At 60.2% G+C, this 24,460-nt stretch carries 20 protein-coding genes and 2 pseudogenes; 15 read left to right on the top strand and 7 right to left on the bottom strand.

Annotated elements, in window-relative coordinates; all coding sequences use genetic code 11:
- Positions 1 to 31 precede the first annotated feature (31 nt).
- Positions 32 to 889, bottom strand: a complete 858-nt coding sequence (gene tcdA, locus B0G82_RS09700; protein ID WP_121307253.1) for a tRNA cyclic N6-threonylcarbamoyladenosine(37) synthase TcdA — start codon at positions 887 to 889, stop codon at positions 32 to 34.
- A gap of 226 nt (positions 890 to 1,115) precedes the next feature.
- Here tcdA and pdxH point away from each other — a divergent pair, with 226 nt between their 5' ends.
- The 3 genes from pdxH (at position 1,116) to B0G82_RS09685 (ending at position 4,595) form a co-directional block, all read left to right on the top strand.
- Entirely contained in the window at positions 1,116 to 1,757 is a 642-nt protein-coding gene (gene pdxH / locus B0G82_RS09695) for a pyridoxamine 5'-phosphate oxidase (RefSeq protein WP_121307252.1), read from the top strand.
- Between the two features lie 141 nt (positions 1,758 to 1,898).
- Positions 1,899 to 3,113, top strand: coding sequence for a cyclopropane-fatty-acyl-phospholipid synthase family protein (locus B0G82_RS09690; protein WP_121307251.1), 1,215 nt, complete (start codon positions 1,899 to 1,901; stop codon positions 3,111 to 3,113).
- A gap of 72 nt (positions 3,114 to 3,185) precedes the next feature.
- Complete coding sequence (locus B0G82_RS09685) at positions 3,186 to 4,595, top strand: DUF72 domain-containing protein (protein ID WP_121307250.1); 1,410 nt, start codon at positions 3,186 to 3,188, stop codon at positions 4,593 to 4,595.
- A gap of 27 nt (positions 4,596 to 4,622) precedes the next feature.
- Here B0G82_RS09685 and msrA read toward each other — a convergent pair whose 3' ends face one another.
- Complete coding sequence (gene msrA, locus B0G82_RS09680; protein ID WP_121308644.1) at positions 4,623 to 5,171, bottom strand: peptide-methionine (S)-S-oxide reductase MsrA; 549 nt, start codon at positions 5,169 to 5,171, stop codon at positions 4,623 to 4,625.
- 257 nt (positions 5,172 to 5,428) lie between these two features.
- On the opposite strand from msrA, the gene B0G82_RS09675 reads away from it, so the two are divergent.
- Positions 5,429 to 5,938, top strand: coding sequence for a flavin reductase family protein (locus B0G82_RS09675; RefSeq protein ID WP_121307249.1), 510 nt, complete (start codon positions 5,429 to 5,431; stop codon positions 5,936 to 5,938).
- A gap of 127 nt (positions 5,939 to 6,065) precedes the next feature.
- Here the strand turns inward: B0G82_RS09675 and B0G82_RS09670 are convergent, their stop codons facing one another.
- Positions 6,066 to 6,581: an Lrp/AsnC family transcriptional regulator gene (locus B0G82_RS09670; protein WP_012434188.1), complete on the bottom strand. Its 516-nt coding sequence runs from the start codon at positions 6,579 to 6,581 to the stop codon at positions 6,066 to 6,068.
- 130 nt (positions 6,582 to 6,711) lie between these two features.
- Between B0G82_RS09670 and kynB the strand changes: the two genes are divergently transcribed.
- From kynB to kynA, 3 genes are read left to right on the top strand one after another with little or no spacing between them, the layout of a single operon-like run.
- Positions 6,712 to 7,374: an arylformamidase gene (kynB, locus tag B0G82_RS09665; RefSeq protein ID WP_121307248.1), complete on the top strand. Its 663-nt coding sequence runs from the start codon at positions 6,712 to 6,714 to the stop codon at positions 7,372 to 7,374.
- 33 nt (positions 7,375 to 7,407) lie between these two features.
- On the top strand, positions 7,408 to 8,658 hold the full coding sequence (gene kynU / locus B0G82_RS09660; RefSeq protein WP_121307247.1) for a kynureninase: 1,251 nt from the start codon (positions 7,408 to 7,410) through the stop codon (positions 8,656 to 8,658).
- Positions 8,659 to 8,668: 10 nt separating this feature from the next.
- On the top strand, positions 8,669 to 9,601 hold the full coding sequence (gene kynA, locus B0G82_RS09655; RefSeq protein ID WP_121307246.1) for a tryptophan 2,3-dioxygenase: 933 nt from the start codon (positions 8,669 to 8,671) through the stop codon (positions 9,599 to 9,601).
- A 129-nt stretch (positions 9,602 to 9,730) separates the two neighbouring features.
- On the opposite strand, the gene B0G82_RS09650 is transcribed toward kynA, so the two are convergent.
- A complete protein-coding gene (locus tag B0G82_RS09650; RefSeq protein ID WP_121307245.1) occupies positions 9,731 to 10,927 on the bottom strand; it encodes an IS4 family transposase in 1,197 nt (398 codons plus the stop codon).
- A 575-nt stretch (positions 10,928 to 11,502) separates the two neighbouring features.
- Between B0G82_RS09650 and B0G82_RS09645 the strand changes: the two genes are divergently transcribed.
- Positions 11,503 to 11,700 (top strand): hypothetical protein, encoded by a 198-nt coding sequence (locus tag B0G82_RS09645; RefSeq protein WP_147439470.1) that lies wholly within the window; start codon positions 11,503 to 11,505, stop codon positions 11,698 to 11,700.
- Between the two features lie 90 nt (positions 11,701 to 11,790).
- Here B0G82_RS09645 and B0G82_RS40410 read toward each other — a convergent pair.
- A pseudogene (locus tag B0G82_RS40410) lies at positions 11,791 to 11,881 on the bottom strand (peptide transporter); the annotation flags it as partial.
- Between the two features lie 270 nt (positions 11,882 to 12,151).
- Between B0G82_RS40410 and tssG the strand changes: the two are divergent.
- The 7 genes and pseudogenes from tssG to B0G82_RS09615 all read left to right on the top strand — a co-directional run.
- Positions 12,152 to 13,177 (top strand): annotated as a pseudogene (gene tssG / locus B0G82_RS40010) (type VI secretion system baseplate subunit TssG); the annotation flags it as partial.
- 63 nt (positions 13,178 to 13,240) lie between these two features.
- Positions 13,241 to 15,109 (top strand): type VI secretion system baseplate subunit TssF, encoded by a 1,869-nt coding sequence (gene tssF, locus B0G82_RS09635; protein ID WP_241974676.1) that lies wholly within the window; start codon positions 13,241 to 13,243, stop codon positions 15,107 to 15,109.
- 177 nt (positions 15,110 to 15,286) lie between these two features.
- Positions 15,287 to 17,443, top strand: coding sequence for a type VI secretion system tip protein TssI/VgrG (tssI, locus tag B0G82_RS09630; protein WP_121307244.1), 2,157 nt, complete (start codon positions 15,287 to 15,289; stop codon positions 17,441 to 17,443).
- Positions 17,444 to 17,484: 41 nt separating this feature from the next.
- On the top strand, positions 17,485 to 19,836 hold the full coding sequence (locus B0G82_RS09625) for a M23 family metallopeptidase (protein ID WP_121307243.1): 2,352 nt from the start codon (positions 17,485 to 17,487) through the stop codon (positions 19,834 to 19,836).
- A gap of 75 nt (positions 19,837 to 19,911) precedes the next feature.
- Complete coding sequence (locus tag B0G82_RS39385) at positions 19,912 to 20,589, top strand: hypothetical protein (RefSeq protein ID WP_147308641.1); 678 nt, start codon at positions 19,912 to 19,914, stop codon at positions 20,587 to 20,589.
- A gap of 20 nt (positions 20,590 to 20,609) precedes the next feature.
- Positions 20,610 to 21,587 (top strand): hypothetical protein, encoded by a 978-nt coding sequence (locus B0G82_RS39380; RefSeq protein ID WP_147439468.1) that lies wholly within the window; start codon positions 20,610 to 20,612, stop codon positions 21,585 to 21,587.
- Positions 21,588 to 21,628: 41 nt separating this feature from the next.
- Positions 21,629 to 21,883, top strand: coding sequence for a PAAR domain-containing protein (locus B0G82_RS09615; protein ID WP_116139313.1), 255 nt, complete (start codon positions 21,629 to 21,631; stop codon positions 21,881 to 21,883).
- A gap of 290 nt (positions 21,884 to 22,173) precedes the next feature.
- On the opposite strand, the gene B0G82_RS09610 is transcribed toward B0G82_RS09615, so the two are convergent.
- Positions 22,174 to 22,911, bottom strand: a complete 738-nt coding sequence (locus tag B0G82_RS09610; protein ID WP_106284124.1) for an SDR family oxidoreductase — start codon at positions 22,909 to 22,911, stop codon at positions 22,174 to 22,176.
- Entirely contained in the window at positions 22,908 to 24,452 is a 1,545-nt protein-coding gene (locus B0G82_RS09605) for an FGGY-family carbohydrate kinase (RefSeq protein ID WP_121307242.1), read from the bottom strand. The genes B0G82_RS09610 and B0G82_RS09605 overlap by 4 nt, the downstream gene beginning before the upstream one ends.
- Between the last annotated feature and the right edge of the window lie 8 nt (positions 24,453 to 24,460).

Genomic DNA, 24,460 nt, shown 5'->3' with positions numbered 1-24,460 from the left:
CGCCGTGGCACTCGTCGCGGCGTGAATCACCTCAAGCCGTAGCCTGCTTCGCCAACGCCCGCAGCACATGGGCGGCGGCCGCAAATCCGAAGCTCGCCGTCACGCACACGCTCGAACCGAATCCCGCGCAGTTCAAACCGACCGGCCCCGTATGGCCGGGCGACGTGGTGACGTGCTCGGCCTCCTCGTCGATATCGCAGACGGCGGCTTCCGGATAGATCAACGGTTCGTCGGAATACACCGCGCTTACCTTGAACTTCGCTTTCGGCCCACGCGGGAAACCGTGCTGTTTGCGCAGTTGTCCGCGCACTTTCGACAGCAACGGATCCTGTATCGTCAGCGCGAGATCGTCGATGCGAATGCGTGTCGGGTCGAGCTGGCCACCCGCGCCGCCGACCGTGATCAACGGTTGCTTCTTCTCCACGCACCATGCAATCAACGCGGTCTTGGTACGCACGCTGTCGATCGCATCGATCACGTAGTCGAAGCCGCCACCGAGCGTCGCGTCGAAGTTGTCCGGCTCGACGAAGTCCTCGATCAGGCGCACGTCGCAAAACGGATTGATCGCCGCGATGCGTTCGGCCATGGCCTCGACCTTCGGTTTTCCGTAGTTGCCGTCGAGCGCGTGGATCTGCCGGTTAGTGTTGCTCTCGGCAACGTTGTCGAGATCGATCAGCGTCAGCGTGCCGACCGCGCTGCGCGCCAGCGCTTCGGCCACCCACGACCCCACTCCGCCAATGCCGATCACCGCGACGTGCGCGCCTTCGAACGCCGTGAGCGCCGGCGCGCCGTACAGACGCGCGATGCCGCCGAAGCGCCGCTCACGGTCAGCGGTTTCTTTCCCGTCGAGGCTGGTAGTAAGATCGGTTTGCGCAGTGGTGCTGGACATGATGGCAGGGCTCGGTGGTCGGGCAAAAACACGAAGTGGCAACGCAAAGGCGTACGCAACCCCGTATTTTGCCTGAAGGCGTCGAAGTGCATCGCCGCGAAAAGCGCGGCACGGGAGCCACATACGCCGGCACGCATGCACGCGCCGCGCGGGACCTTGATGTGGTTGCGGGCAAAAAATTAGCGGCTTAGCTATACTGATTGAACTGTAGCGTTCGCATAAGAACATGACCTCACTCGCCGAACTTCGAAAAAACTATTCGCTAGGTTCTTTGGACGTTGCCGATGTAGACCGTAACCCGTTTCGTCAATTCGATACGTGGTTTCAACAAGCGGTCGACGCCAAACTGCCCGAACCGAATACCATGACGCTGGCCACGGTCGACTCGCGCGGCCGGCCGTCGGCGCGCATCGTGCTGATCAAGGGCGTCGACGAACGGGGTTTCGTGTTCTTCACCAATTACGAAAGCCGTAAAGGCCGCGAACTGGCGGCCAATCCTTACGCCAGCCTGCTGTTTTACTGGATCGAACTCGAACGTCAGGTGCGTGTAGAAGGTCGCATCGTCAAAACCAGCGCGGAAGAAAGCGACGCGTATTTCTCGTCGCGCCCGCTCGGTTCACGCATCGGTGCGTGGGCATCGAACCAGAGTCAGCCAATTGAAAGCCGATCGCAGCTTGAAACACGCGAACGCGAAATCAGTTTGCAATATGGCGACCAACCACCGCGCCCACCGCATTGGGGCGGTTATCGTTTGGTGCCCGAAGCAATCGAATTCTGGCAGGGCCGGCCGTCGCGTCTTCACGACCGCTTGCTCTATACGCGTTCAGGCGAACACAGCGACTGGCAAATCTCCCGCCTATCGCCTTGAATCGAAATACAACGCCGCCACCACGTTGCCAACGCAGCAGCGCGCGGCGGCCGGATGGCAACTCGCGGCATGGGAGTCGCGCTGCACGGGGCTGCGATCCACACAGGCTTTGCTCTAATTCAACGGACACGGAGAGATCACATGTTCTGGGAGAAGAAGCTGGCGCAGTGGGTGGAAGAGGTAAAAACGAGAGCTAACGTTCCCGCACGCCTCGTGCTGTGGGACGGTCAGCAACACGACTTCGGGCAGTTCGCCGCGCCTCAGGTCACGCTACACGTCAAAAGCGCCACGGCGCTGCCCTATCTGCTCGAACCGAGCCTCGACAATCTCGGCGAGGCGTACGTGAAGGGCAAGATCGACATCGAAGGCAAGCTGTCGGACATCATCAATATCGGCTACCAGTTGGCGCGCAATACCGTGACCAGCGCGGGCAAGCTGGCGCGCGTGCGACGCTACTTCAATCATTCGAAGGCGTCGGACAAGAAGGCGATCCAGTATCACTACGACGTCTCGAACGAGTTCTACAAGCTGTGGCTCGACGAGAACATGGTGTACTCGTGCGCGTACTTCGAGAACGGCGACGAAGACCTCGCCACCGCGCAGATCAAGAAGATCGACCACATCCTCACCAAGATCCAGTTGCAACCGGGGCAGCGCCTGCTCGATATCGGCTGCGGCTGGGGCGCGCTCGTTCTGCGTGCGGCGCAGAAGTTCGGCGCGCAGTGTGTGGGCGTGACGCTTTCGCAGAACCAGTTCGACCTCGCCACGGCGCGTGTGAAAGCGGCGGGCCTGGAAGGCCAGATCGAAATTCGTCTGCAGGATTACCGTGACGTCGAAGGTCAATTCGATCGGATCACAAGCGTCGGCATGTTCGAGCACGTGGGCCGCAAGAATCTGCCGGGCTACTTCGAGAAGATTCGCGACCTGCTGACCGACGACGGCATCGCCATGAATCACGGCATTACGTCGAGCGATTCGGAAAGTGGCGAGACCGCGCTCGGCGGCGGCGAATTCATCGACCGTTATGTGTTTCCGGACGGCGAGCTGCCGCACATCAGTCTCGCGCTCGAATCGATGCAGCGCGGCGGGCTCGAAGCGGTTGACGTCGAAAGCCTGCGCCGTCACTATGCGCACACGCTGGACATCTGGGCGGAAAATTTCGAAGCGCATGCGGAGGAAGCCCGCAAGCTCGTCGACGACGAGAAATTCCGCATCTGGCGCGTGTACCTCGCCGGTTGCGCCTACGCGTTTGAAAACGACGACGTCTCGATTTACCAGGTGGTGTGCCGCAAAGCCGGCCGCAGCGCGAAAACCCTGCCGTGGTCGCGCCGCTATATGTACGACAAACCGCTGTGATAGGGTTGCGCCGCGGCGCCGTGCATGAGCGGACGACGTGGCGCAAACCTTTGAACAGCAGGTCGAACACCGATGGACCCACGCGGCACAAGCGAAGTTGAACAGCCGGTCGAGGGCGAAAACGGCGCCGACGGCGAAGCCGTACAGTTCGACCTGTTCGGGATGCCGGTGGACGCGGCAGCGGCGAAGGGCGATGGCGAGGTGAAGGTATCGCGTGGGACGGCCGGCTCAGATGCGGACGTCCTGCAAAAGGTAGAACGGCCAAATTCGCCCGCTGACACAGCCACCGCAGCGCAGCCCGAGCGCCGGCGTCAACCGCGCGCGACGAAGGCCGCAAGCCTCGGCTCCTTGTGGCAGGAAGACGAAGCGGCAGCGCCTGATGCCGCCATCACCGCGTCAGAAGCCAGCACCGCCCCCATAGACGCCAGCGCCCCCAAAAAACGCCGCACGCGCGAAATCATTGCCGCCCCGCCCTCGCCCGAACTCCTCGCGCTTGCAGCGCAACTACCGCCGCAAGTCCATCTCGGCACTTCGACGTGGTCGTTTCCGGGCTGGAACGGCATCGTCTACGGCGACGAATACAGCAACAGCAAACTCTCGCGCGAAGGTCTCACGGCTTACGGCGCGCATCCGCTGCTGAAGACGGTCAGCATCGACCGGTCGTTTTATCAGGCGCTCACGGTCACCGAGTATTTGCGTTACGCGCAGCAAGTGCCCGAGCACTTCCGCTTCATCGTCAAAGCGCCGATGACGATCACCGATGCCACAGTGCGCGCCGAACGCGGCGAGCCGGTCTCGATGAATCCGTGCTTTCTGAACGCGCAAATGGCGATCGACGATTTCGTCACGCCGTGTCTTGAAGGGCTCGGCGCCAAGGCCGGCGCGCTGGTGTTCCAGCTTTCGCCGCTGCCGGATCAGATGCTCGCGCAGCCTGCGGTGTTCATCGAACGGCTGGCCGAATTTTTGAGCGCGCTGCCGAAGCTGCCGGACAGCGCCTGCTACGCGATCGAAATCCGTGATGGGAGTCTGCTCACGCCGCGCTTCATCCGTACGCTCAAAGCGGCGGGCGTACGCTATTGCGTCGGAATTCACGCGCGCATGCCCGATCCACTGCGCCAGGCCGCGGCGCTTGCGTTGCTGGATGGTGAACCGGCCGGGCCGCTGATCGTGCGCTGGAGCCTGCACGGCGGCTTCAAATACGAACAGGCGAAGGCCAAGTACGAGCCGTTCAACCAGTTGGTCGATGAGGATCCGGCGACCCGCGCGTCACTCGCCGAACTGGCCGCGCGCTACGCGCTAGCAGGCCAGCCGGTGGTGATCGCGATCAACAATAAGGCGGAAGGCTCGGCGCCGCTCAGTTGCGTGGAGTTGGCGCGAGCGATCATCGAAGCGTATGCGCGGCTCGCTCATGAGCGTGAGCAAGACGGCCGCGAGCCATCGCCGTCTGAAGAAAACGAGCAGCCGCCCGACTCCGACGCCTGAGTCACGCGCAAGCAGCCGCTCATGCCGTTAGCTCGCCCTGATCCGGTGAGCAAACTTCTGACGAAACTTCGCGACCTTCGGCGCCACCACGAACGAGCAGTACCCCTGATCCGGGTGCTGCGCAAAATAGTTCTGGTGATAGGCTTCGGCAGGCCAATAATTACCGTCGAGCGGTAGCACTTGCGTGACGATCTGGCCGTCGTAAAGGCGCTGTTCGCCGATTTCGCGAATGGCCTGCAACGCCATTTCCCGCTGCGCGTCGGAATGCGTGAAGACCACCGAGCGATATTGCGTGCCCACGTCATTGCCCTGCCGGTTCAACTGCGTCGGATCGTGAATCGCAAAGAAGATATCGAGAATCTCGCGATAGCTGATCTTCGCCGGATCGAAGTCGACTTTGACGACTTCAGCGTGGCCGGTTTCGCCGTCGCACACCTGCTCATAAGTTGGGCGCTGCGTCTTGCCACCCGCGTAGCCCGACTCCACCGCATTCACGCCGTCGACGCCAAGGTACACCGCTTCGAGGCACCAGAAACACCCGCCACCCAAGGTGGCGACTTCGCCTGTCTGACTCATGCTGCCTGCTCCTTGAAACACATAGTCGGCCGCTGCCGTTCCACTGTTCGACGCAACGCTCATGCCACTATCCGAGCCTTCCAGCTTAACGGCTTTTTCATTCACCGGCGGGGGTCGCGGCCGATCCCCCACGATTGCAGTTAAAATTGGGATAAATCGACGATTTTCACTATGACTTTCGAATCATTTGTTTCCAGCCGCACGCGAGATGGGTTCGGCCCGGCGCTCCCCCAGTCTGCGCCAGGGACCGGCGCCCGATGAAGCGCGCCAGCCCGCCCAACTTCGACCAGAACGCCTTCAAACAGGCGCTCAGCCAATTTGCCACCGGCGTCACCGTTATTACAACGCGAGCGGCGTCCGGCCAGTTGATCGGCATCACGGCCAGCTCATTTAATTCGGTTTCGCTCAACCCGCCACTGGTGTTGTGGAGTCTGGCTACGCGCTCGGCGTCGATGCCGGTGTTCCGCGCCAACAGTCACTACGTGGTCAATGTGCTGGCTTCGTCGCAACTCGATCTGTGCAAGCGTTTTGCGACCGTGAAGGGCGATCGTTTCGAAGGCGTGTCGCACGCGGAAGGCGACACCGGCATGCCGGTGCTCGACGGCGCGCTCGCCTGGTTCGAATGCCATAACCGCAGCCGCTACGAAGAAGGCGACCACGTGATTTTTGTCGGCGAAGTGGAGCGCTGCGGCGTGCACGAGAATGCCGCGAAGATGTCCCCGCTGGTGTTTCAGAACGGCTTATTTCACGGACTCGCCCCGCTTTGAACGCTAAACCGGGTCGCGAGGCGGCGCGAACGGTTCGGGCGATCTGGCAATGACAGGCGGCGCGAGGCGCTCGCAGCGAGAAAGAAATCGCTGCGCCCCACGACGGCGCGGCCGCCTGGCCACTCACTCAGCGATCGTTATGCGCGGCGCTATGTCCGCCGGTTTTCTTCACCAGCGAAACCGGCACGCCGGAATCTTCCTTGAGCGTCTGCAGCACGATATTCGAACGAATATCCATCACACCCGGCGCCTTGTAGAGACGCTGCAGCACGAAGTCCGAATAATGTTTGAGGTTGTGCGCGAGGACTCGCAGCAGATAGTGCGTCTCGCCGGTGACGACGAACGCGCCGACCACTTCCGGCCAGTCGCGCACCGCTTCCGCAAAGCGTTCGTGCCAGTTCTCCTGGTCGTTGCGCATGGATACCTGCACGAACGCTTCCAGTTCGAAACCCAGCACTTCGCGATTGAGACATGCGCGGTAATGTTCGATGACACCCTGCTCTTCGAGCAGGCGCAGGCGTCGTAGACAGGCTGATGGCGAGAGCGAAATGCGCTCCGCGAGGTCGAGATTGCTGATCCGTCCTTCTTGCTGAAGCACCGTCAAGATACGGCAATCGGTGGCGTCGAGCGAGATCGCGTTCATATTCGGTCTCCCTTTCCCATTTGAATCAAATTATGTTCCAAGACACGGCGCAGAAGGAGATTTTTTCGCAATCACATTTCGCGGCAGGCCACCTATCATTCCCGGATAGACACAAACCTCCGATGCGACTATGCCAACACTTTGGGACATCACCCCCGCCGTCGATACCGCCACGCCCGTCTGGCCCGGCGACACGCCGGTGGGCATCGAGCGCGTGTGGCGCATGGAGGCGGGCTCGCCCGTCAACGTCGCGCGGCTGACGCTGTCGCCGCATACCGGCGCGCACACCGACGCGCCGCTGCACTACGACGCCGAAGGCGCCGCAATTGGCCAAGTCCCCCTCGACGCCTACCTCGGCCGATGCCGCGTGATTCATTGCATCGGCGCATCGCCTGTTGTGACGCCACAACACCTGGCCGGCTCGCTCGACGACCTGCCGTCGCGAGTCTTACTGCGCACTTACAGAAACGCGCCCACTACCGCGTGGGACAGCGCGTTCTGCGCGGTCGCGCCGGACACCATCGATCTGCTGGCGGCGCGCGGCGTGAAGCTGATCGGCATCGACACGCCATCGCTCGATCCGCAGGAATCGAAGACGATGGACGCTCACCACCGGATCCGCGCGCATCGCATGGCAATTCTCGAAGGCATCGTGCTCGACGACGTCCCGCCCGGCGACTACGAACTGATTGCGCTGCCGCTCAAGCTGACCACGCTCGATGCGAGTCCCGTGCGCGCGGTTCTGCGCGCGCTGCCCGAGTCTGCGCCCGATTTTCGGCCCGCTTCCCATTGAACGAACATCCCTGATCTGACTGACGGAATCACCATGAACCACCGTGACGAAGCACTGGCGCTCGACAGCGCCGACCCGCTGGCGACGCTGCGCGACCAGTTCGCGCTTTCGCCGACCACCATCTATCTGGACGGCAATTCGCTGGGCGTGCCGCCCGCGGCCGCCGCGCAGCGCGCGCAGACCGTGATCGGCGCCGAATGGGGCGAAGGCCTGATTCGTAGCTGGAACACCGCCGGCTGGTTCGAGTTGCCGCGCCGCCTCGGCAACAAGCTTGCGCCGTTGATCGGCGCGGCCGAAAACGAAGTGGTCGTCACCGATACGATTTCGATCAATCTGTTCAAGCTGCTGTCGGCGGCCGTGCGCGTAGCGAATGCGCGCGATCCCAAGCGTCGCGTGATCGTTTCCGAGCGCTCGAACTTCCCGACGGATCTGTACATCGCGCAAGGTTTGATCGAGCAACTCGATCGCGGTTATGAACTGCGCCTCGTCGACGATCCTTCCGAACTGCCTGCCGCGATCGGCGACGACACCGCCATCGCGATGATCACGCACGTGAACTACCGCACCGGCTACATGCATGACATGGCCGCCCTCACCAGGCTGATTCACGATAAAGGCGCGCTCGCACTGTGGGACCTGGCGCATTCGGCGGGCGCGGTGCCGGTCGATCTGAACGGCGTCGGCGCGGACTATGCAGTGGGCTGCACGTATAAGTATCTGAACGGCGGGCCGGGTTCGCCCGCGTTCGTGTGGGTGCCCAAGCGTCATCAAAATGAATTTGCGCAGCCGCTGTCAGGATGGTGGGGACATCGCGCGCCGTTCAAGATGGATCCGGCGTATCAACCGGATGACGGCATCGGCCGCTTTTTGTGCGGCACGCAGCCGATGGTGTCGATGTCGCTCGTCGAATGCGGGCTCGATGTGTTTTTGCAAACCGACATGCAGGCGGTGCGCAAGAAGTCGCTGGCGTTGACCGATCTGTTCATCGAACTGGTCGAGGCGCGTTGCAGCGAATTTCCGTTGAAGCTCGTCACGCCACGTGAGCATGCGCAGCGCGGCTCGCATGCGAGCTTCGAGCATCCGCAGGGTTATGAGGTGATGCAGGCGCTGATCGCGCGTGGGGTGATTGGTGATTATCGTGAACCGCATGTCCTGCGGTTTGGTTTTACGCCGTTGTACACGCGTTTTGTCGATGTGTGGGACGCGGTAGAAACGTTGCGCGAGGTGCTCGTGAAGGAAACCTGGCGGGCACCTGAATTCGCCGCACGCGGCGCAGTGACCTGAGGAGCGCGCAATGACCGATCATATGCAAACACCGGGGCTGCCGGAAGAGAAACCGGCGCAGGGATGTCCGTTCGGGCATGGGGCAGTTGCTTCTAACGTGGCTTCCCCGGCCGCCGATTCGGGCGATGGCTGGCATGATGCGCAGCTCGACTTTTCGGAGTCGATGAGCTACGGCGACTATCTGTCGTTGGGGACGGTGCTGGATGCGCAGCATCCGCTATCGCCGGATCACAATGAGATGCTGTTCATCATTCAGCACCAGACGAGCGAGTTGTGGATGAAGCTTGCTTTGTATGAGTTACGGGCGGCGCTGCAGGCCGTGCATCGGGATGAGTTGCCGCCGGCCTTCAAGATGCTCGCGCGCGTGTCGCGGATCATGGAGCAGCTCGTGCAGGCATGGAGTGTTCTCGCGACTATGACGCCGTCTGAGTACACGGCTATGCGGCCTTATTTGGGGAGTTCTTCCGGGTTTCAGTCTTATCAGTATCGGCAGATTGAGTTTTTGCTCGGGAATAAGAATGAGCAGATGCTGAAGCCGCATGCGCATCGGGCTGATGTTTTGGCCGAGGTTAAGAGTTCGTTGGAAGCGCCTTCTTTTTATGATGAGGTTGTTCGGTTGCTCGCTCGGCGCGGGTTTGCTATCTCAGCCTCCAGGCTGGAGCGGGATTGGACTCAGCCTACTGTGCATGATGCTTCTGTTGAAGCGGCATGGTTGGAGGTTTATCGGAATCCTTCTCAACATTGGGAGCTGTATGAGATGGCCGAGGAACTTGTTGATCTTGAAGATGCCTTTCGGCAGTGGCGGTTTAGGCATGTGACTACTGTTGAACGGATTATTGGGTTTAAGCAAGGGACTGGGGGGACTAGTGGGGCTACTTATCTTCGGAAGATGTTGGATGTGGTTTTGTTTCCGGAGCTTTGGCATGTGAGGACTGTGTTGTAGTGGTTTTTTTTGCGCGTGGCGCCTGGTTTTTTCTGTGATCCTGGGGGTTTTGGCCTTTCCTTGGTTTGTTCGTGGTCTATTAGCGTTGCCCCTGTGCGGGGCAATGCTCTCAACTTAAGCTCCGCTGCATCAAGCAAGTTTGTACGCGAGATGGAAGTGGGGCTTGGCTTTTCTGGGTGGTCTTGGATAGGAGCGTGAGGGCTGTATCCGGCATCGGGTCTGTTGGATCATTTCCAGCACACCGGCGAGGCCGTCTAGGCAGCGCTGGATGCGCAGAAGACACGCGCCGAGGATGGGCTTGAGTGCGCCCAGTGCATACACACGGTTAGGACGGCTGGCATGTCTGTCGTCGTGCGGCGCATCGAGATCGCTGAGCAGGGTGAACAGGTTGTCGGCGAGGATTTTTGCGCCGAAGTCCTGCTGTAACGCCAGGTAATCGAGGCCTGTGACGGCTTCCAGCCGCAGCCGGTGCTTGAGTCGTTTGAACGCTTCCTCGACCCGCCAGCGCTGGTGATAGAGCGCGCCGAACGATGCCGCCGGATAACGCCCGCCATCGAGCAGCGAGGTCATCAGCACCCGCACGCGACCGCCCGGCGTGACGTCGCGGATCAGGCGAACAGTGGTGGGCGTACGCGCCAGTTCATAGTCGCGGGCATCCAGTTCGCCGGGCGCGTCCAGTGTCACCACACGCTCGGCTTTACCGCTGCGGGCAAAGGCGCTGACGCATTTCCAGTTACGCGCATCGACGCGCATGCAGAACGGGATTTCGCGCTGTGCGAGTGCGGCCACCATCGCGTTGCCGATATAGCCGCGATCGAGCAGCAGCAGGTCGGTATGCGGTTGCAGCACATCGAGGGCTTCGAACAGCATCTGCCGCTCGCCGCCGTCGGCGGGATGAAGTGCAGCGTGCAGGGTCAGTTCGGAACCCGGCAGGAATAGCGCAAACGCGTAGTGATCGGCGCGCAGTTCATGGCCGCGACGCGTGCCCACACGCAGGCGGCTGCCATCAGCGGCGACCAGCCTCAGGCCGTGCCAGCGCATCGAATCGATATGGGGTTGGGCCAGCGAGATCAGGCGGGCGCGGGCCAGCTCGAACAGTTCGGCAGACACGCCCCGTCGCGCCTTGCTGAAGGCCTGTGCGCTGACAGCGCGGGTGCGCCCGCCGCGGCTTCCCAGTGCGCCGAATAGCGCGTCAAGTTCGGCCTGCACACTGGCGCACATGCCCGACATCATCAGCGCGGCCATGCGCGGCAAGGTCAGTGTGCGATTGCGGGTAAAGGCGGTGGGAGAACGACGCACGCGATCGGCGAGCGCCGGATCGAACAGGAATTCGGAGAACTCAGCCAGAAGCCTTGAGGACGCTGGTATTTGAGTTCATATCGTTGATTTATCAGTGAGTTATGCGATGAAGTTTACAGGGCTAACGCCCTGTATACAAGCCCTTCGAGGCTTAAGTTGAGAGCATTGCTGTGCGGGGCGGCACTTACTTCTCTTTGCCGCCGCAAAGAGAAGTAGGCAAGAGAAAGCGGCTCACACCGCTAATGCTTAAGCGGGGCCCCCGCACAGTTGCGGTAGTGGTGCATCTGGAATCTGTGTTCTCGCACATTCCAAGTCTGTGACAAAGCAATCATTCTTCCCGCCTCGCGCTCCGCGCTCGTCGGAACGGTCGGATCAAAACCCTCGGGCTTTTCTGTGTCCGGTGGGGCCATCGGCTTCGCCTCGGCGATACCACATAACGGCGCTCGTTTCGAAGGTGTGCTGGGCCCTGGATTGACTCGTGGGCGATTCAGGAACACCCCGGAAATCGCACCATGACCAGATCGGGGCACGCATCATCCAGTAAACCGCGCCGCGCCCGTACGCAGATCACGGTTGAAAAGACCGCACAGGAAGCCGCCGCATTGAGCAAAACGCACTCGAAACAATTCGGCTATCTGGCCGCACTCGCGAGAACGGCGCAAACGTACCGTGCGACCGGGGAGAAGCGGCAGGCGGATTTCACGAAACTGGCGACCGCGCTCGCCGATGCCGCCGAACGGTATAGCAGCGAGGCGAACGCCGGCGATGGTAGCGTTCTCGCTGGTAGCGACAGGCAATGAACACCTGAATGACCGCGACGTAACGGCAGAAGTTTGCGGAGTGCGCGGGTCGCGCACAGAGCGTCGCCGGTCAAGCACTCACCTTGACATTCAGAACTGTGCCGTCAACTGGAATCCGACCGTCACGCGCGCGGTCGGCAAGCCTGACGGCTCATATCGGCGTGTCAGCGAACAGGTCATAGGAGAGGCCGGCCAACTTCGCCAGCACCCCGCCGCTTTTTCGAACTGCGCCGCCATCCTGAAATCATTCGGACGTTTCCTGGCAACTTTTATGAGTCAGATCGGGATGGAAAGAGTATTCGTCTGAGAGCGTCCCATAGACATCGGAATCGGACGCCCTGAATAATCAGGGCATGAACCCACACCTGCTCTCTCCTCACGATCAGAGGCCCGCCTGCCTGCGTGCGCGCGCCTCCGGAATCATGCACCGGTGTGCAGGGGACGCGACGTGATGGAGGGCGCCCGCTTCGATCTGCCCATGCCCGGCGTGGCGCTTTCACCGGAAAGCGTTGAATGTCTGATGGCCGAACCCTGGCGCTACGGGTTTATTTCCCTGCTGCGCCGTATCTGCGCCGATCCCCGCATTGACCCGTTCGGAACCGCGCGGCGTCCGCAGGCGGAGCCGTTCCGTCTCGGCCAGGCACCGAGCCTCGTATTCGCGCCGCGCGAGATTGCCGACGTGCGTGAGGTCAACGGGCGTCTGAAGATACGGCTTCTCAGTCTGGGCATGCTCGGGCCGAATGGGCCACTGCCGATTCACATCACCGAGATTGCACGCGAGCGTGAGCAGAACCGGCGGGATGCGACGCTCGTCAACTTCCTCGACATCTTTCACCACCGCTACCTGACTCTGCTGTACCGGGCGTGGGCCTCCGCACAGGCCGCAGCGGGCCTTGACCGGAAGGATGACGAAACATTCTCCTTTTTTGTCGCGAGCCTCGCCGGCCACGATCCCGACGAAATCGCCGGCCGGCCGTTTCCTGGCCATGCGCGCCTCGCCGCCTCTGCGCATCTGGTGCGCGAAGCGCGTAATCCCGACGGCCTGCGCGCGACGCTTGAGCAGTACTTCGACGTACCGGTCGCGATCGAGGAATACGTCTTTCACTGGCTGGAAATGGCGCCGGCCAGCCACAGTTATCTCGGCAAGCCCGTGGAGTCTTCGACGCTTGCGATGGGCGCGATGCTCGGTGAGCAGGTGCCGGACCGCCAGCACCGGTTCCGCATTATCCTGGGGCCGCTCGACTTGGCGGTGTATCTGCGTTTCACGGCGCAGGGCGTGGACCTGCCGAAGCTGGTCGAATGCGTGAGGGAATTTGTCGGGCGCGGCTACCGGTGGGAACTGGAACTGCGCATCAAGCCACAGGGCGCGCCGCCTGCGGTGCTGGGTGGAACGGAACAACTCGGCTGGTCCAGCTGGCTTGGACAGGCGCCCACGGATGCGCCGATTACCGGCATGCGCTTCGAACCGGAACAGTACGTGGAGCAGTTGGCGAGGCGATCCGTACCGTACCGTCAACGCCCGGAAACCGGCGCGGGTGATCTGCTGACGTACTACAACGAGGAGTTGCTGTACCTGCGCGAACTTGCCGCCGAGTTTGCACAGGCGCATGTAAAAATCGCCAGGCGTCTGGGCATGCAGGCGGGTGAAATCGGCGATAGGTATGTGGAGCGGCTCGTCCAGGCGTTCGCTTTCATGTCCGCCCGCATGCGCATGAAACTGGACGCAGCGTTCCCCGACTTCACGCGCCCCCTGCTGCAATGCCTCTATCCGAATTACCTCGCGCCGACGCCATCGATGGCGGTGGCACGGCTGTATCCAGACGATGCGGAAGGCGATCTCGCCGAGGGCGTCCGCATTGCGCGCGGCGCCACCTTCATCAGTCGCGTGCCCGACGGTGAAGCCACGGCGTGCGAGTTTCGTAGCAGTCAGGAGGTAACGCTGTATCCGCTCGAAATCGTAAGCGCACGGCTGACCGGCATTCCTCCTGATATTCCCGCGCCCGACCGGTATGTGCGTGGACATACCAACGTGCGCGGCGCTCTGCGTCTGAGGCTGCGTACCACCAGCGAGGCCTGCATCGCCGACTTGCAGGGACTGGACCGGTTACCCGTGTACCTGGCCGGGGAAGAACAGCTGGCGTCGCGCCTGTTCGAACTGCTGCACGTTGCGGCCGTCGCGTCGATTACCGGCGAGCCGGAAAACCTCGGCACGCCCGGCAGTCCGTTTCACGCGGTAAGCCGCGATGCGGTGGTGCATGAAGGGCTTGATCCGGGACAGGGCCTCCTGCCGCTCGCATGGTCGAAATTTCATGGACACAATCTGCTGCACGAGTTTGCCGTCTGTCCATCGCGTTTTTACTTCTTCACGCTGACCGGTCTCGCACCCGGCCTGCGCCAGGTGCGTGGGCGCGAGGCGGAGGTCGTCGTGCTGCTGGACCGACACACCGACCCGCTGGCGGACCAGGTCGATGCCTCGCAGTTCGCGCTTTTCTGCACGCCGGTCATCAACCTTTTTCCTTGCACATCCGATCCCGTCGAGTTGCCGAAATCCGGCACCGAATTCCAGTTGGTGCCGAACGCACTCCAGCCGCTCGACTACGAAGTGTTCTCCGTGCAGGCCCTACATGGTCAGGTCAGCGAGACATCGGCACCGCTCCAATTCCGGCCGCTGCACGAGCCACTGACGAACGATGAAGGCAACCACGGGCGCTATTTCACCTCGCGTCGCGAACGCCGCTCGGCGCCGGAACTGTCACGCCGCCGCTATGGCACACGCACGCCCTACATCGGCACGCAAACCTCGGTCTCACTCGTCGATCACGACGGGCAACCTTACGGCGAGCGCATGAACTACCTCACGCTCAGCGCGTTGCTGACCAATCGTGAACTTCCGAACCTGATCGTGCCAGACGGCCGCGACGATCTGACGCTCGAAGAATCTGCCCCGGTTCTGTGCGTGGGCCTGATTCGCTCACCTAGTGTGCCACGCGCACCGTATGCGGAGCGGGAAACCGCCTGGCGGCTGATCCGCCAGTTGAACTTTAGTTACCTCGCTCTGGAAGACCCGTCGGCCGCGGGCCTACGCAATCTGCTAGGGCTGTTCCTCGCGCCAGGTGACGAGGTCTACCGGCAGATGATCGACAGTCTGGTCGATGTCAGCATGCGCACGGTCACGCGCATGCTCCCGCGCGATGGACAAATCATGTTTGGTTGCGGCGCCGAGTGCGTGCTCACGGTCGACGAAGCGGGCTTCCATGGCGTGAGCCCCTACCTGTTCGGCCTGATTCTCGAGCGCTTTCTCGCGCGAGGTGCATCGGCCCATTCGTTCATCGAGACCGAACTGCGCTCGACGCAGCGCGGCCCTGTGGCGACCTGGCCGGTGCGTATGGGCACGCGGGGCGTTGCATGAGTAGAACCGCAGGGAAAAGGCATGGCAGGCAGCCGGGGCGATCGACACGGCGCGCGGCGTTCATGGGAAAAGATTGATGCAGACACGCATGACAGAACGCAGGGCGTCGCACGCCCGGCACAACGGGATTCGTCTCATGAGTGGCGACCGGTCCAGTTCACACGGAGGATCGAGCCTATGTTGAACTTCATGACTCCACGTACCTTCACCGTTAGCGGCGCCGCGCTGCCGAAGCTGGACGACGGCGAACCTGCCCTCCTGATACGCTCGATCAGGGGAGAGGAAGCGCTTTCGAAGATCTACGAATATGAATTGGGACTGGTCACGCCGCTCAGTCCGCTGCTGCCCGACAGCGCCGCGGCCAATCTGGACCTGAAGGCGATGGTCGGCAAGGAGCTGACCGTGACCGTCCAGCTCGACGGGATGGGCACCTTCCATTCGGGCGTCGCGGGTGCCGCAGGCGCCGCGAATATCGGCAAGGGTGAACGGGAAATCAGCGGCATCGTCACGGCGGCAAGCCTGGTTGCGCCGCTAAACCGGCAGTACCACTACCGGCTGATTCTCAAGCCGTGGATCGTGCTCGCCGGACAGCGCACGGACTACCGAATCTTTCAAAACCGCTCGGTGGTCGAGATTATCGACGAGGTACTCAAAGGCAACTACATGTACTCGTACGTCAAGCGCCTGGGCGGCACGTATCCGAGGCTCGTCTATCAGGTGCAGTATGGTGAGTCGGACTTTTCGTTCATTCAGAGGCTCATGGAAGAACACGGAATTTACTGGTTCTTCGAGCACTCGAACGGCGTGCACCGGATGGTGCTTGTCGATAATCTCGGCGCGCACAGGCGCGTGGTCAGCGAGGCGTATCACACGTTGCAGTACCTCCCGCCTGACAGGAAGATCGACGCCGAATATGTCAGCCACTTCGACACGACCGAAAGCATCCAGTCGGGAATCTGGACGACGGATGATTTCGACTTCACGAAGCCGAGCGCAAACCTGGCGGTACAGAATGCGTTGCCGCAGGGCACGCGGCATAACGATCTGACAGTCTACGAATGGCCGGGCGACTATACCGATCCGCAGCAGGGCGAGCAGTTCGCGCGTGTACGCATGCAGGAAATCCGCGCTCGGGGAGAACGCGCCGTAGGCCGAGGCAACCTGCGCGATGTGGTGTGCGGCACGACATTCACGCTGGCGAGCTATCCGCAGGAAGCGGCGAACCGCGAGTACCTGGTGATCCGCGTCAGGCTAGATGCCGAGGAGATCGGCGAAGTAACCGGCGAAGGCCAGTATCAGGTCAATACGACTTTCGAAGTGCAGCCGGCGACCACGATGTTCCGGCCACCGCGCACGGTGAGCAAACCGCGCACAACGGGTCCGCAGACGGCGATCGTGACTGGGTACACGGGAAGTGAAATCTGGACCGACCAGTACGGACGTGTGAAGCTGAAGTTTCATTGGGATAGGTCACCCGTGAATGACCAGAATTCGTCGTGCTGGGTGCGCGTGTCTTATCCGTGGGCGGGCAGTAACTTCGGCGGCATCAACATTCCGCGGGTTGGAACTGAAGTTATTGTCGACTTCGAAAACGGTGACCCGGACAGGCCCATCGTGACCGGGCGCGTGTACAACGCGATGAGCATGCCGCCGTGGAAGCTACCGGATAACGCGACGCAGAGCGGGACGCTATCGCGCTCTACGAAGGAGGGCGGCTATGGCACCGCTAACGCGATTCGCTTCGAGGACAAGAAGGGCCGCGAAGAAGTATGGATTCATGCCGAGAAAAACCTCCGTACCGAGGTAGAAAACGACGAGGTGCATGCGGTCGAGCACGACCAGACCGTTACGGTGGGCCATGATCGCGCGCGCCACGTTGGCAACGACGAGCAGGTCGATATCGCACATGACAGCCAGCGCCGTGTCGGGCTGGACGATACCGTGTCGGTCGGACGGAACCAGACGGTCACGATCGGCAAGGACCGTGTGGAGAATGTGGGCAACAGCCGGCGGGACCGGATTGCGGCCGACTACCAGATCGAAACCGGTGGGAACGCGGAGCATGTCGTGCAGGGTCGTCATCAGCTTCGGGCGGGGCAGGCCATCGCGCGCCGGACACAGATATATGAGCTTCAGGCGAGCGACAGACTGGTCATCAAGGCACCCGGTGGCAGCTTCACCATTGATAGTAGCGGCGTCACGATCGAGGGCATCGCGATAAAGCTCAAAGGTGCCTTAACTCAGGAGGATGGCTCGGGGGGATTGCCTGGAATGCATGGCATTCCACTGCCGGGCCAGTTGCTCGATCCGGGCCATGTGCCGTTGTCGGACTAAACCCATTCCCAAAACAGACGAACAAAAAAATAGGAAACCTGATGCTGATCAGCCAACCCTTCCTCAGCGCAGCCGCGCATGAGGACGACTCAACGCAACCCGTCACGACGCTGGGCGAACGCAGTGGCAAGGGCGCGTTTCCCGTCAGCCGCGAATTTGGCTGGCATGGAGGCATCCATCTCGAAGCGCAGGGCAATGCGGACAGCTCGGAGCCAGTGTGCGCGATTGCCGACGGCGAGGTCGTGTTCGCACGTGGCAGTGATGACATTCCGCAGCATCATGACGATCCGGCGGTCATCGCGGCGCATCCGTTGCTGTACTACAAGGGCTGGACGAGTAACGGTGGGGTGATCCTGAAGCACGCAACGGAGATTGGCGAAGGGGTGAACGTCGAGTTCTACTCGATCTACCAGCACATGCACACGACCCAGGTGGCGCGCGGCAGCAGGGTGTACCGCAAGGACGCGATCGGTTTGCCTGGCGCGATCTACGGCCAGCCGAACCGTATCCACTTCGAGATCGTCGCCGACGCCACCAGCGTCGCGGCACTGATGGGGCGTAACCACGGGCCGCTGGCAGCGGAACAGGGGCGAACCAATAGTCTGTGGGGCGACATTCACGTCGTGTTGCCAGCTGGTACGCAACTCTATGCCAGCGATCCATCAGTTGGCTCGGCAGCCCATCCCGCGTGGCAGGTGCCGGTGCAGGCGACGACAACGGAGCCGGCGATCGTAAGTATCACAGAGTCCACTGGCTTGATCACCCTGACCACACGCAGCATCCGGGGCGCGGTGCTTGGCTCGGCGACGCCGGAAGATGCCTACGGCCTGTATGAGCGTGCCACCCGGCGCTATCCTGGATGCCCCAGCGCAGGCTATGAAATGCTGCGCTTTGGCCGGGTGATCGGCCCAGATGCACCGGCAGCGACAGATCTCTATCAGGGACGCCTGCCGCACATCCGGCAGATTCATTCACCGGTCGATCACACGGCTGTGTATGCGAATCTGAACGGTCCCGGCGTCAGAGTCTACAGCGATGCGGATTTCCCCGACTGGCTGGGGTGGACGTTTGTCGACGACGATACAGACGGCAACAGCCGGTGCGATTCCGATGTGCTGATTGCCATGCTTGACCCGGGCGCACCGCCGGCTGTGAGTCCGCCAGCGGCCACAAGCGGGGCGGCCGCGCCGACGCCAGGCGAACAGCAGGCGCAGAGAAAGCGCGAACGCATTGCGCGAGCTTACGCGCGCAGCCTTGACGGTCCGATGCGGGAACGGCTCAGCTATTGCGTTGTAAAGATGCCGACAGAGTGGTCGCGCGACGACTTCGATACGCGCTGGGGTTGGCTCAAGGGCACTGATCCGAATGATCTGCCGGCTTCCGCGCTAATGACCGGCTGTCTGAGTCCAGACGCCTATACGAAGCTCAAACAGCACCACGCAGCGCTGGCCTTCTGGGAGGACGCTCAGGCACAAGGACTGGCGCTGGGCAAGATTCACTACCACTTTCATCCGGGGCGGTTTATTCAGATGTTCAAGAAGTGCGGATGGCGCAGCCTTCGAGAGCTGACACAGACATTGCCCAAACGGTCCAGTCCCAATGCAGGCGGAGAAATTCCATGGCAGACGGCGCAAACCCGATGGCATTCAGGCAACAATGACCACGGTTTCATGCCTCCGGATATGCATACGGCGATAAATCGCATGTGGAGGAAGTATGGCTTTTCGACTCCTCAAAGACAGGCCCATTTCTTAGCGCAAATATTCAAAGAAACCGGAGCGCTAAGAGCAACGGTCGAGCTTGGCGACAGCCGGTATTTCCGCACGATGTACGAGGCGTTAACTCCGCAGGAGGCTGGGGACGACTTCGATCACAAACATGATTGGCTACAAGCGATGGGGTTTCTGCACGGTCGAAATCGACCCGACTATATAGCGCAACGACCGGATGAAGTTCAACAGAAGGCGTTGTCGATGGGAAATACGCAAACGGGCGATGGGGCAACGTTTCGCGGCCGGGGGCTAATTCATCTTACCGGACGTGGCAGTTACGCTGCGTACAGTCGCTTTCGCGGACGTGACTTCACAACCGATCCCAATCCTGAACTGCTTTCTTCCGATGCAACCGCCGTCGCCGATTCAGCCGGGTACTTCTGGATTAGTAAGGTAATGCAGTCACCCAACACCGGGGCCCTGCGAAGCGGGATGAATATCGATCGCCGTGCGGACGTAGGGGTAGCTGATGCAAATGTCGCCGCAATCACGACACCAGTTAATGGGGGCAGCACCGGACTTCCCCAGCGTAGAGAGTTTTTTCATTACGTGAATTTCATTCTTGGCGATGCACCGAATATGCCGACCGATCCTTCGCTGATAAGGCAGAGGGAAGAGTAATGCCGTTTCAGACCGAACTTAATGTCGCCTCGTAACTGAACGAGCCGCTATATATCATCTTTCAAGGAAATAAAAATGCGAGCCCGGAGCATACTGATCGCAACGATTTTTTTCTCTACTTGGATATCCAGTTTTGCAGCGTCAAATGCCGACCATCAACTGTTGATTTCTGGAAAACCATCCGAATCATGTGGAATTTCGATAGAACTTCCCTCCGCGCTGTCTCCCGATGGCAAAGGAAAACTTCTCGATTGCCTTGGATCATATAAATCCGACAACGGGACCGTTTTGTCACTCGCGCCACAAGGGTTCGGAATTCATGATCCCAGTTGGGTTGAAAGAATTCCATCGTTAAATATTCGACGTGTTGGCATTGATCAAATGCTGAGGAAAAAAGATAGCTTCATTGTGGCTGACAAGAATGGCAATGTACATACTAGAAAAATAGTCCCATCCGCGTGCGCTGTCGCAACAAGCGCAACCTCTATCAAACTTAATGGTCGGAATTGGAGGGGGTGGTTGGTAGAGGACATCTACAAAAACTCCAACAGAAAAATCACGGCACCTGATTATTGTCAGCGATATTCTTCTGTCAATCGGTGCATTCGCATTGTGATAGGAAATTCGAAGTCAAGCGCGACAATGCAACAGTATTGCGTCACACGAAATGCAGAGGATTTTGATCTCGACAGTGGGTTTAGCTACAATATTTTATTGGAAATGATAAAAACCATCCAATTCAACGAAGAGTAGCTCGCGAACAGACAATATATATGAAGTTCCTGGTGTCACGTTATTTTTCAAGATCATCGCCATTATTTTCGCTTGACAATAGAATCCCTTTCGCGATCCTCTCTATTAAAACTTTGGCGGCTATTATTTTCATCGGCTGGCTGCCTGGCGTTAGAGCGGCAGGCGATTTGGATATTCCATCTCTAAGTCAGTTCTCTCCGGCGTATGTATCTACGCAGATTCTACTTTCGCCGTGTTACGACGTTTCCGTCGAAAGCGACATTGAGGTTCAGCGCATGGTGCGGGAAGCCCGCGAACGATATCCGAAGGGAACCTGCACAGACGCCCGGATTCCCCCTTTGATTTTCAAGGCGAGTTTCCTGCAGTACGCGTCGATTGCTGCCTCAGACGATCCAGAATCGTTATTTCGAGCGGTCCAGACACAGAATGCTAAACTGGCATCTTGCAAAAACAGGACTTGCTTGAAGACAACCCTACAAAATATAATAGTAAAACTCGAACCAGCATATCGAAATTCCAAGTCTTCGCTGGAAAATACAGGAGGTGACACATGCAAAATAAAGAAAGCGATTGATATCAATACGGCCGCTGGTCTGATTCGGAACTCGCGTGCAATTATAAAAAACGTCAAAGATCAATGTGGCGCAAGCGGCATATCGGTAAGCATATGTGCTAACAGGCACGAAAACTTACTTTTTGCGGATTGCAACATTGATATGGAGTCCACTCAGGTAAATTCCCCGTCCTGGATATTCAGATTGTCATCAAAATCGACCACCACCCAGCTTTTACACGTGACGACGGTCCCTTCGATCAAAAACGACATCGGTGTAACGGACTTCCTGATCTCAAAACCGAAGCCCGAGGAGACATGGGGAGCAGCAATATCGCCATCTACCGTTTCGATGGGAAACGGTATCGCACTCATTTCTCATATATTTCAGAAAATATTGGAGACAAATGGCGAATTGCGAGATACCCGGTTTTTCAGAAAATAATTTGCCGTTGATTCCATTGCAGGTATCTCATATAGGTTTTTATGCGCCCCATCGCTCTCGTAGGTCATCTTCATTCCTGCCCTATGCACGGGTTCGGCACTGTCATCAGCGGTGCAAGTAGCGTGACGGTCAACGGCCGTGCTGTCGCCCGGATAGGCGATCAAACAAGCTGCGGCGCGGTCATCGTTACTGGCTCGGCCTCCACATTCGGCGGCGCGGGTGTCGCCCGCAAGGGCGATATGACCAGCCACGGCGGCACACTGATCGAAGGCGACGATAGCTGGATGCTCGATTGAGTCGTTGACCCTGAATCAGGCCGACCGTGATTGGCCGGCTAACCGAGTATCGAGCGGAATGCACCAACAGGATGAATCCAATGCCCCCCGCTTGCGCACGGCCGGCGCGTAATTACCGGATGCGTTTGATCCTGTAGCGCCGCACGCTTCCGCCGTGCCAGGCGGGCAAATAGCCTCGGGCCGCGTGGCCGGACCGGAAGGTGGCTGTTCGCCGATGAACCGGCAAGGGGCGGCCGGCCCGCAAAATTCCCCCCAGTGCTCCCCAACAAATACCGCACGATCAAATAACCTCACCTAGCCGTATACCCCCCATCAACAGCCAAACAAACCCCGCTAACCATAGAAGCAGCACCACTCAACAAGAACAAGATAGTCGCAGCAACCTCAGCAGACTCAGCAAACCGCTGCAACGGAATAGCCTTAAGCGCCGGGTCCCGCTTAACCGGATCACTCCAAGCCAGCACCGCCATAGGCGTCAACGTAACCGTAGGATTCACACTATTAACCCGAATCCCGAACGGCCCCAACTCAACACACAAAGCCCTGGTAACAGCATCAAGCGCAGCCTTGGAAGCCGAATAACTCAAATGATCATCCAACGCCACCAGCGCAGCCTGACTGGAAACATTAACGATACTGCCACCGCGCTGAGCATCGATCATCCCTCGTGCCACATGCTTGGCCACCAGCACAGCGCCCCGCGCATTCACCGCCATCACACGATCGAAACTCTCACCCGTCGTATCGACAGCACGCTCGAGCAACGCAATCCCGGCACAATTCACGAGCCCATCGAACGTATCGAGCGAACCAAACGCATCATCGATAGCCGCCTCATCGCTCACATCGAGCGTCAACGGCTCGCAACCCGTCTCCTCCGCCAACCGGGCAAGCTCCTTCACATTGCGCGCGGCAGCCACCACATTCGCGCCCGACGCGCACAACGCCTCAACCGTCGCTCGCCCGATCCCGCTCGAAGCCCCGGTAACCAGTACTGACTTGCCAGAAAAATCAAAAGTAGCATTCATGATGTCTGCAACCGATGCATGATCGGCTTCAACGCCGGATACAAATCCGTATAAACGCCGAACCGTTGCTCGTACAACGCCATCCGTTGTGCGTTCGGCTCCGCGCGTTCAACCAGCGTGACCCATCCACGCCGCGCCTCTTCACGCGACACCAGCCCGACGCCGACGCCCGCCAGCAACGCCGCCCCCATCGCCGCCTCCACGTCCTGCTCGATGGTATAAACCGGATACCCGGTAACGTCCGCGATAATCTGCATCCACAAATCCGAATGCGCGGCGCCGCCCACGACGATCAGTTTGTCATCGAGCGACTGCGCGCCTTTGCGACCCGCCTCGATGTTGTGCTTCAACGCAAACGTGACGCCTTCCAGCACGGCGCGGTACAAATGAGCCCGCGTATGAAACAGGCTCAGTCCGATAAACGCTCCGCTCGCCTTGGCATCCCACACCGGACTGCGCTCGCCCATCAGATACGGCAGGAACATCACGCCATCCGAACCAGCCGGCACTTTCTCTGCCGACTCTTCCAGCAAGCGATGCGGATCGCCATGCGGCGTCGCACGCGCGGCCTCGATCTCCGCGTGACAGAACTGCTCGCGATACCAGCTCACCGACGCGCCCGCGGTAATCGCCCCGCCGAACACATAAATATCGCGTTGCCCGTCGAACACATGCGGCATGCTGATCAACCCATGCCGCGCGTCGACGCTCTGGTTGATGTAGCCCCAGCACATGCTCGTGCCAATCATCGCGACATGTTGCCCGGCGCGCGTGACGCCAGCCGCGAATGTCGCCATCGCCGCGTCCACGCCGCCCGCGACGATCGGCGTGCCCGCTTCGAGGCCTAACTGCTCGACCCACTGCGACAGCAAGCCGCCCACCACGTCCGACGATTCGACCAGCCGCTCGGGCATCATCGTCGCGGGAATGCCGAGCATGTCGAGCGCTTCGTCGGACCAGTCGCGTTTGCCAATGTCGTAGATGCCGCCGATATTGCCCGCCGAACTATGATCGACCGCCACCTCGCCAGTCAGCATGTAGATCACGTATGCATTCGGCGGCAGGAAGTAGCGCGTATGCGACCACACATCCGGCTCGTGATCGCGCAGCCACAGCATTTTTGTGTAGCCGTAGTAACTATCTACGCCGTTGCCCGTGATCGTGTAGAGCCGTTCGAGATCGACGTTATTGCGCACCCATTCGACCTGCTCGGTAGCGCGCCGATCCATCCAGATCAGACAAGGATAGAGCGGCCGCATCTCGCTATCCACCGGAATGCCGGAGCCGCCATACAAGCTGCTCACGCACACGGCTTTGATCGAGTTCGCCGCGACGCCCGCCTCCTTCGCTTTAGCCACGCACGCGGCGATGCACTCCACCACCGCCTTCAGCCAGACCGCAGGCCATTGTTCCGCCCACAGCGGCTTGGGCGTATCCGGCTGATAGCTCGACGCATGCTGCGCGACGATCGCGCCGTGCTGATCGACCAGCAGCGCCTTGGTGCTCTGCGTGCCGATATCGACGCCGATGACGTAGTCCATACTGTCTC

The organism is Paraburkholderia sp. BL17N1 (assembly GCF_003634175.1).
Lineage (GTDB): Bacteria > Pseudomonadota > Gammaproteobacteria > Burkholderiales > Burkholderiaceae > Paraburkholderia.
This window is presented reverse-complemented; position numbering and strand designations above follow the sequence as displayed.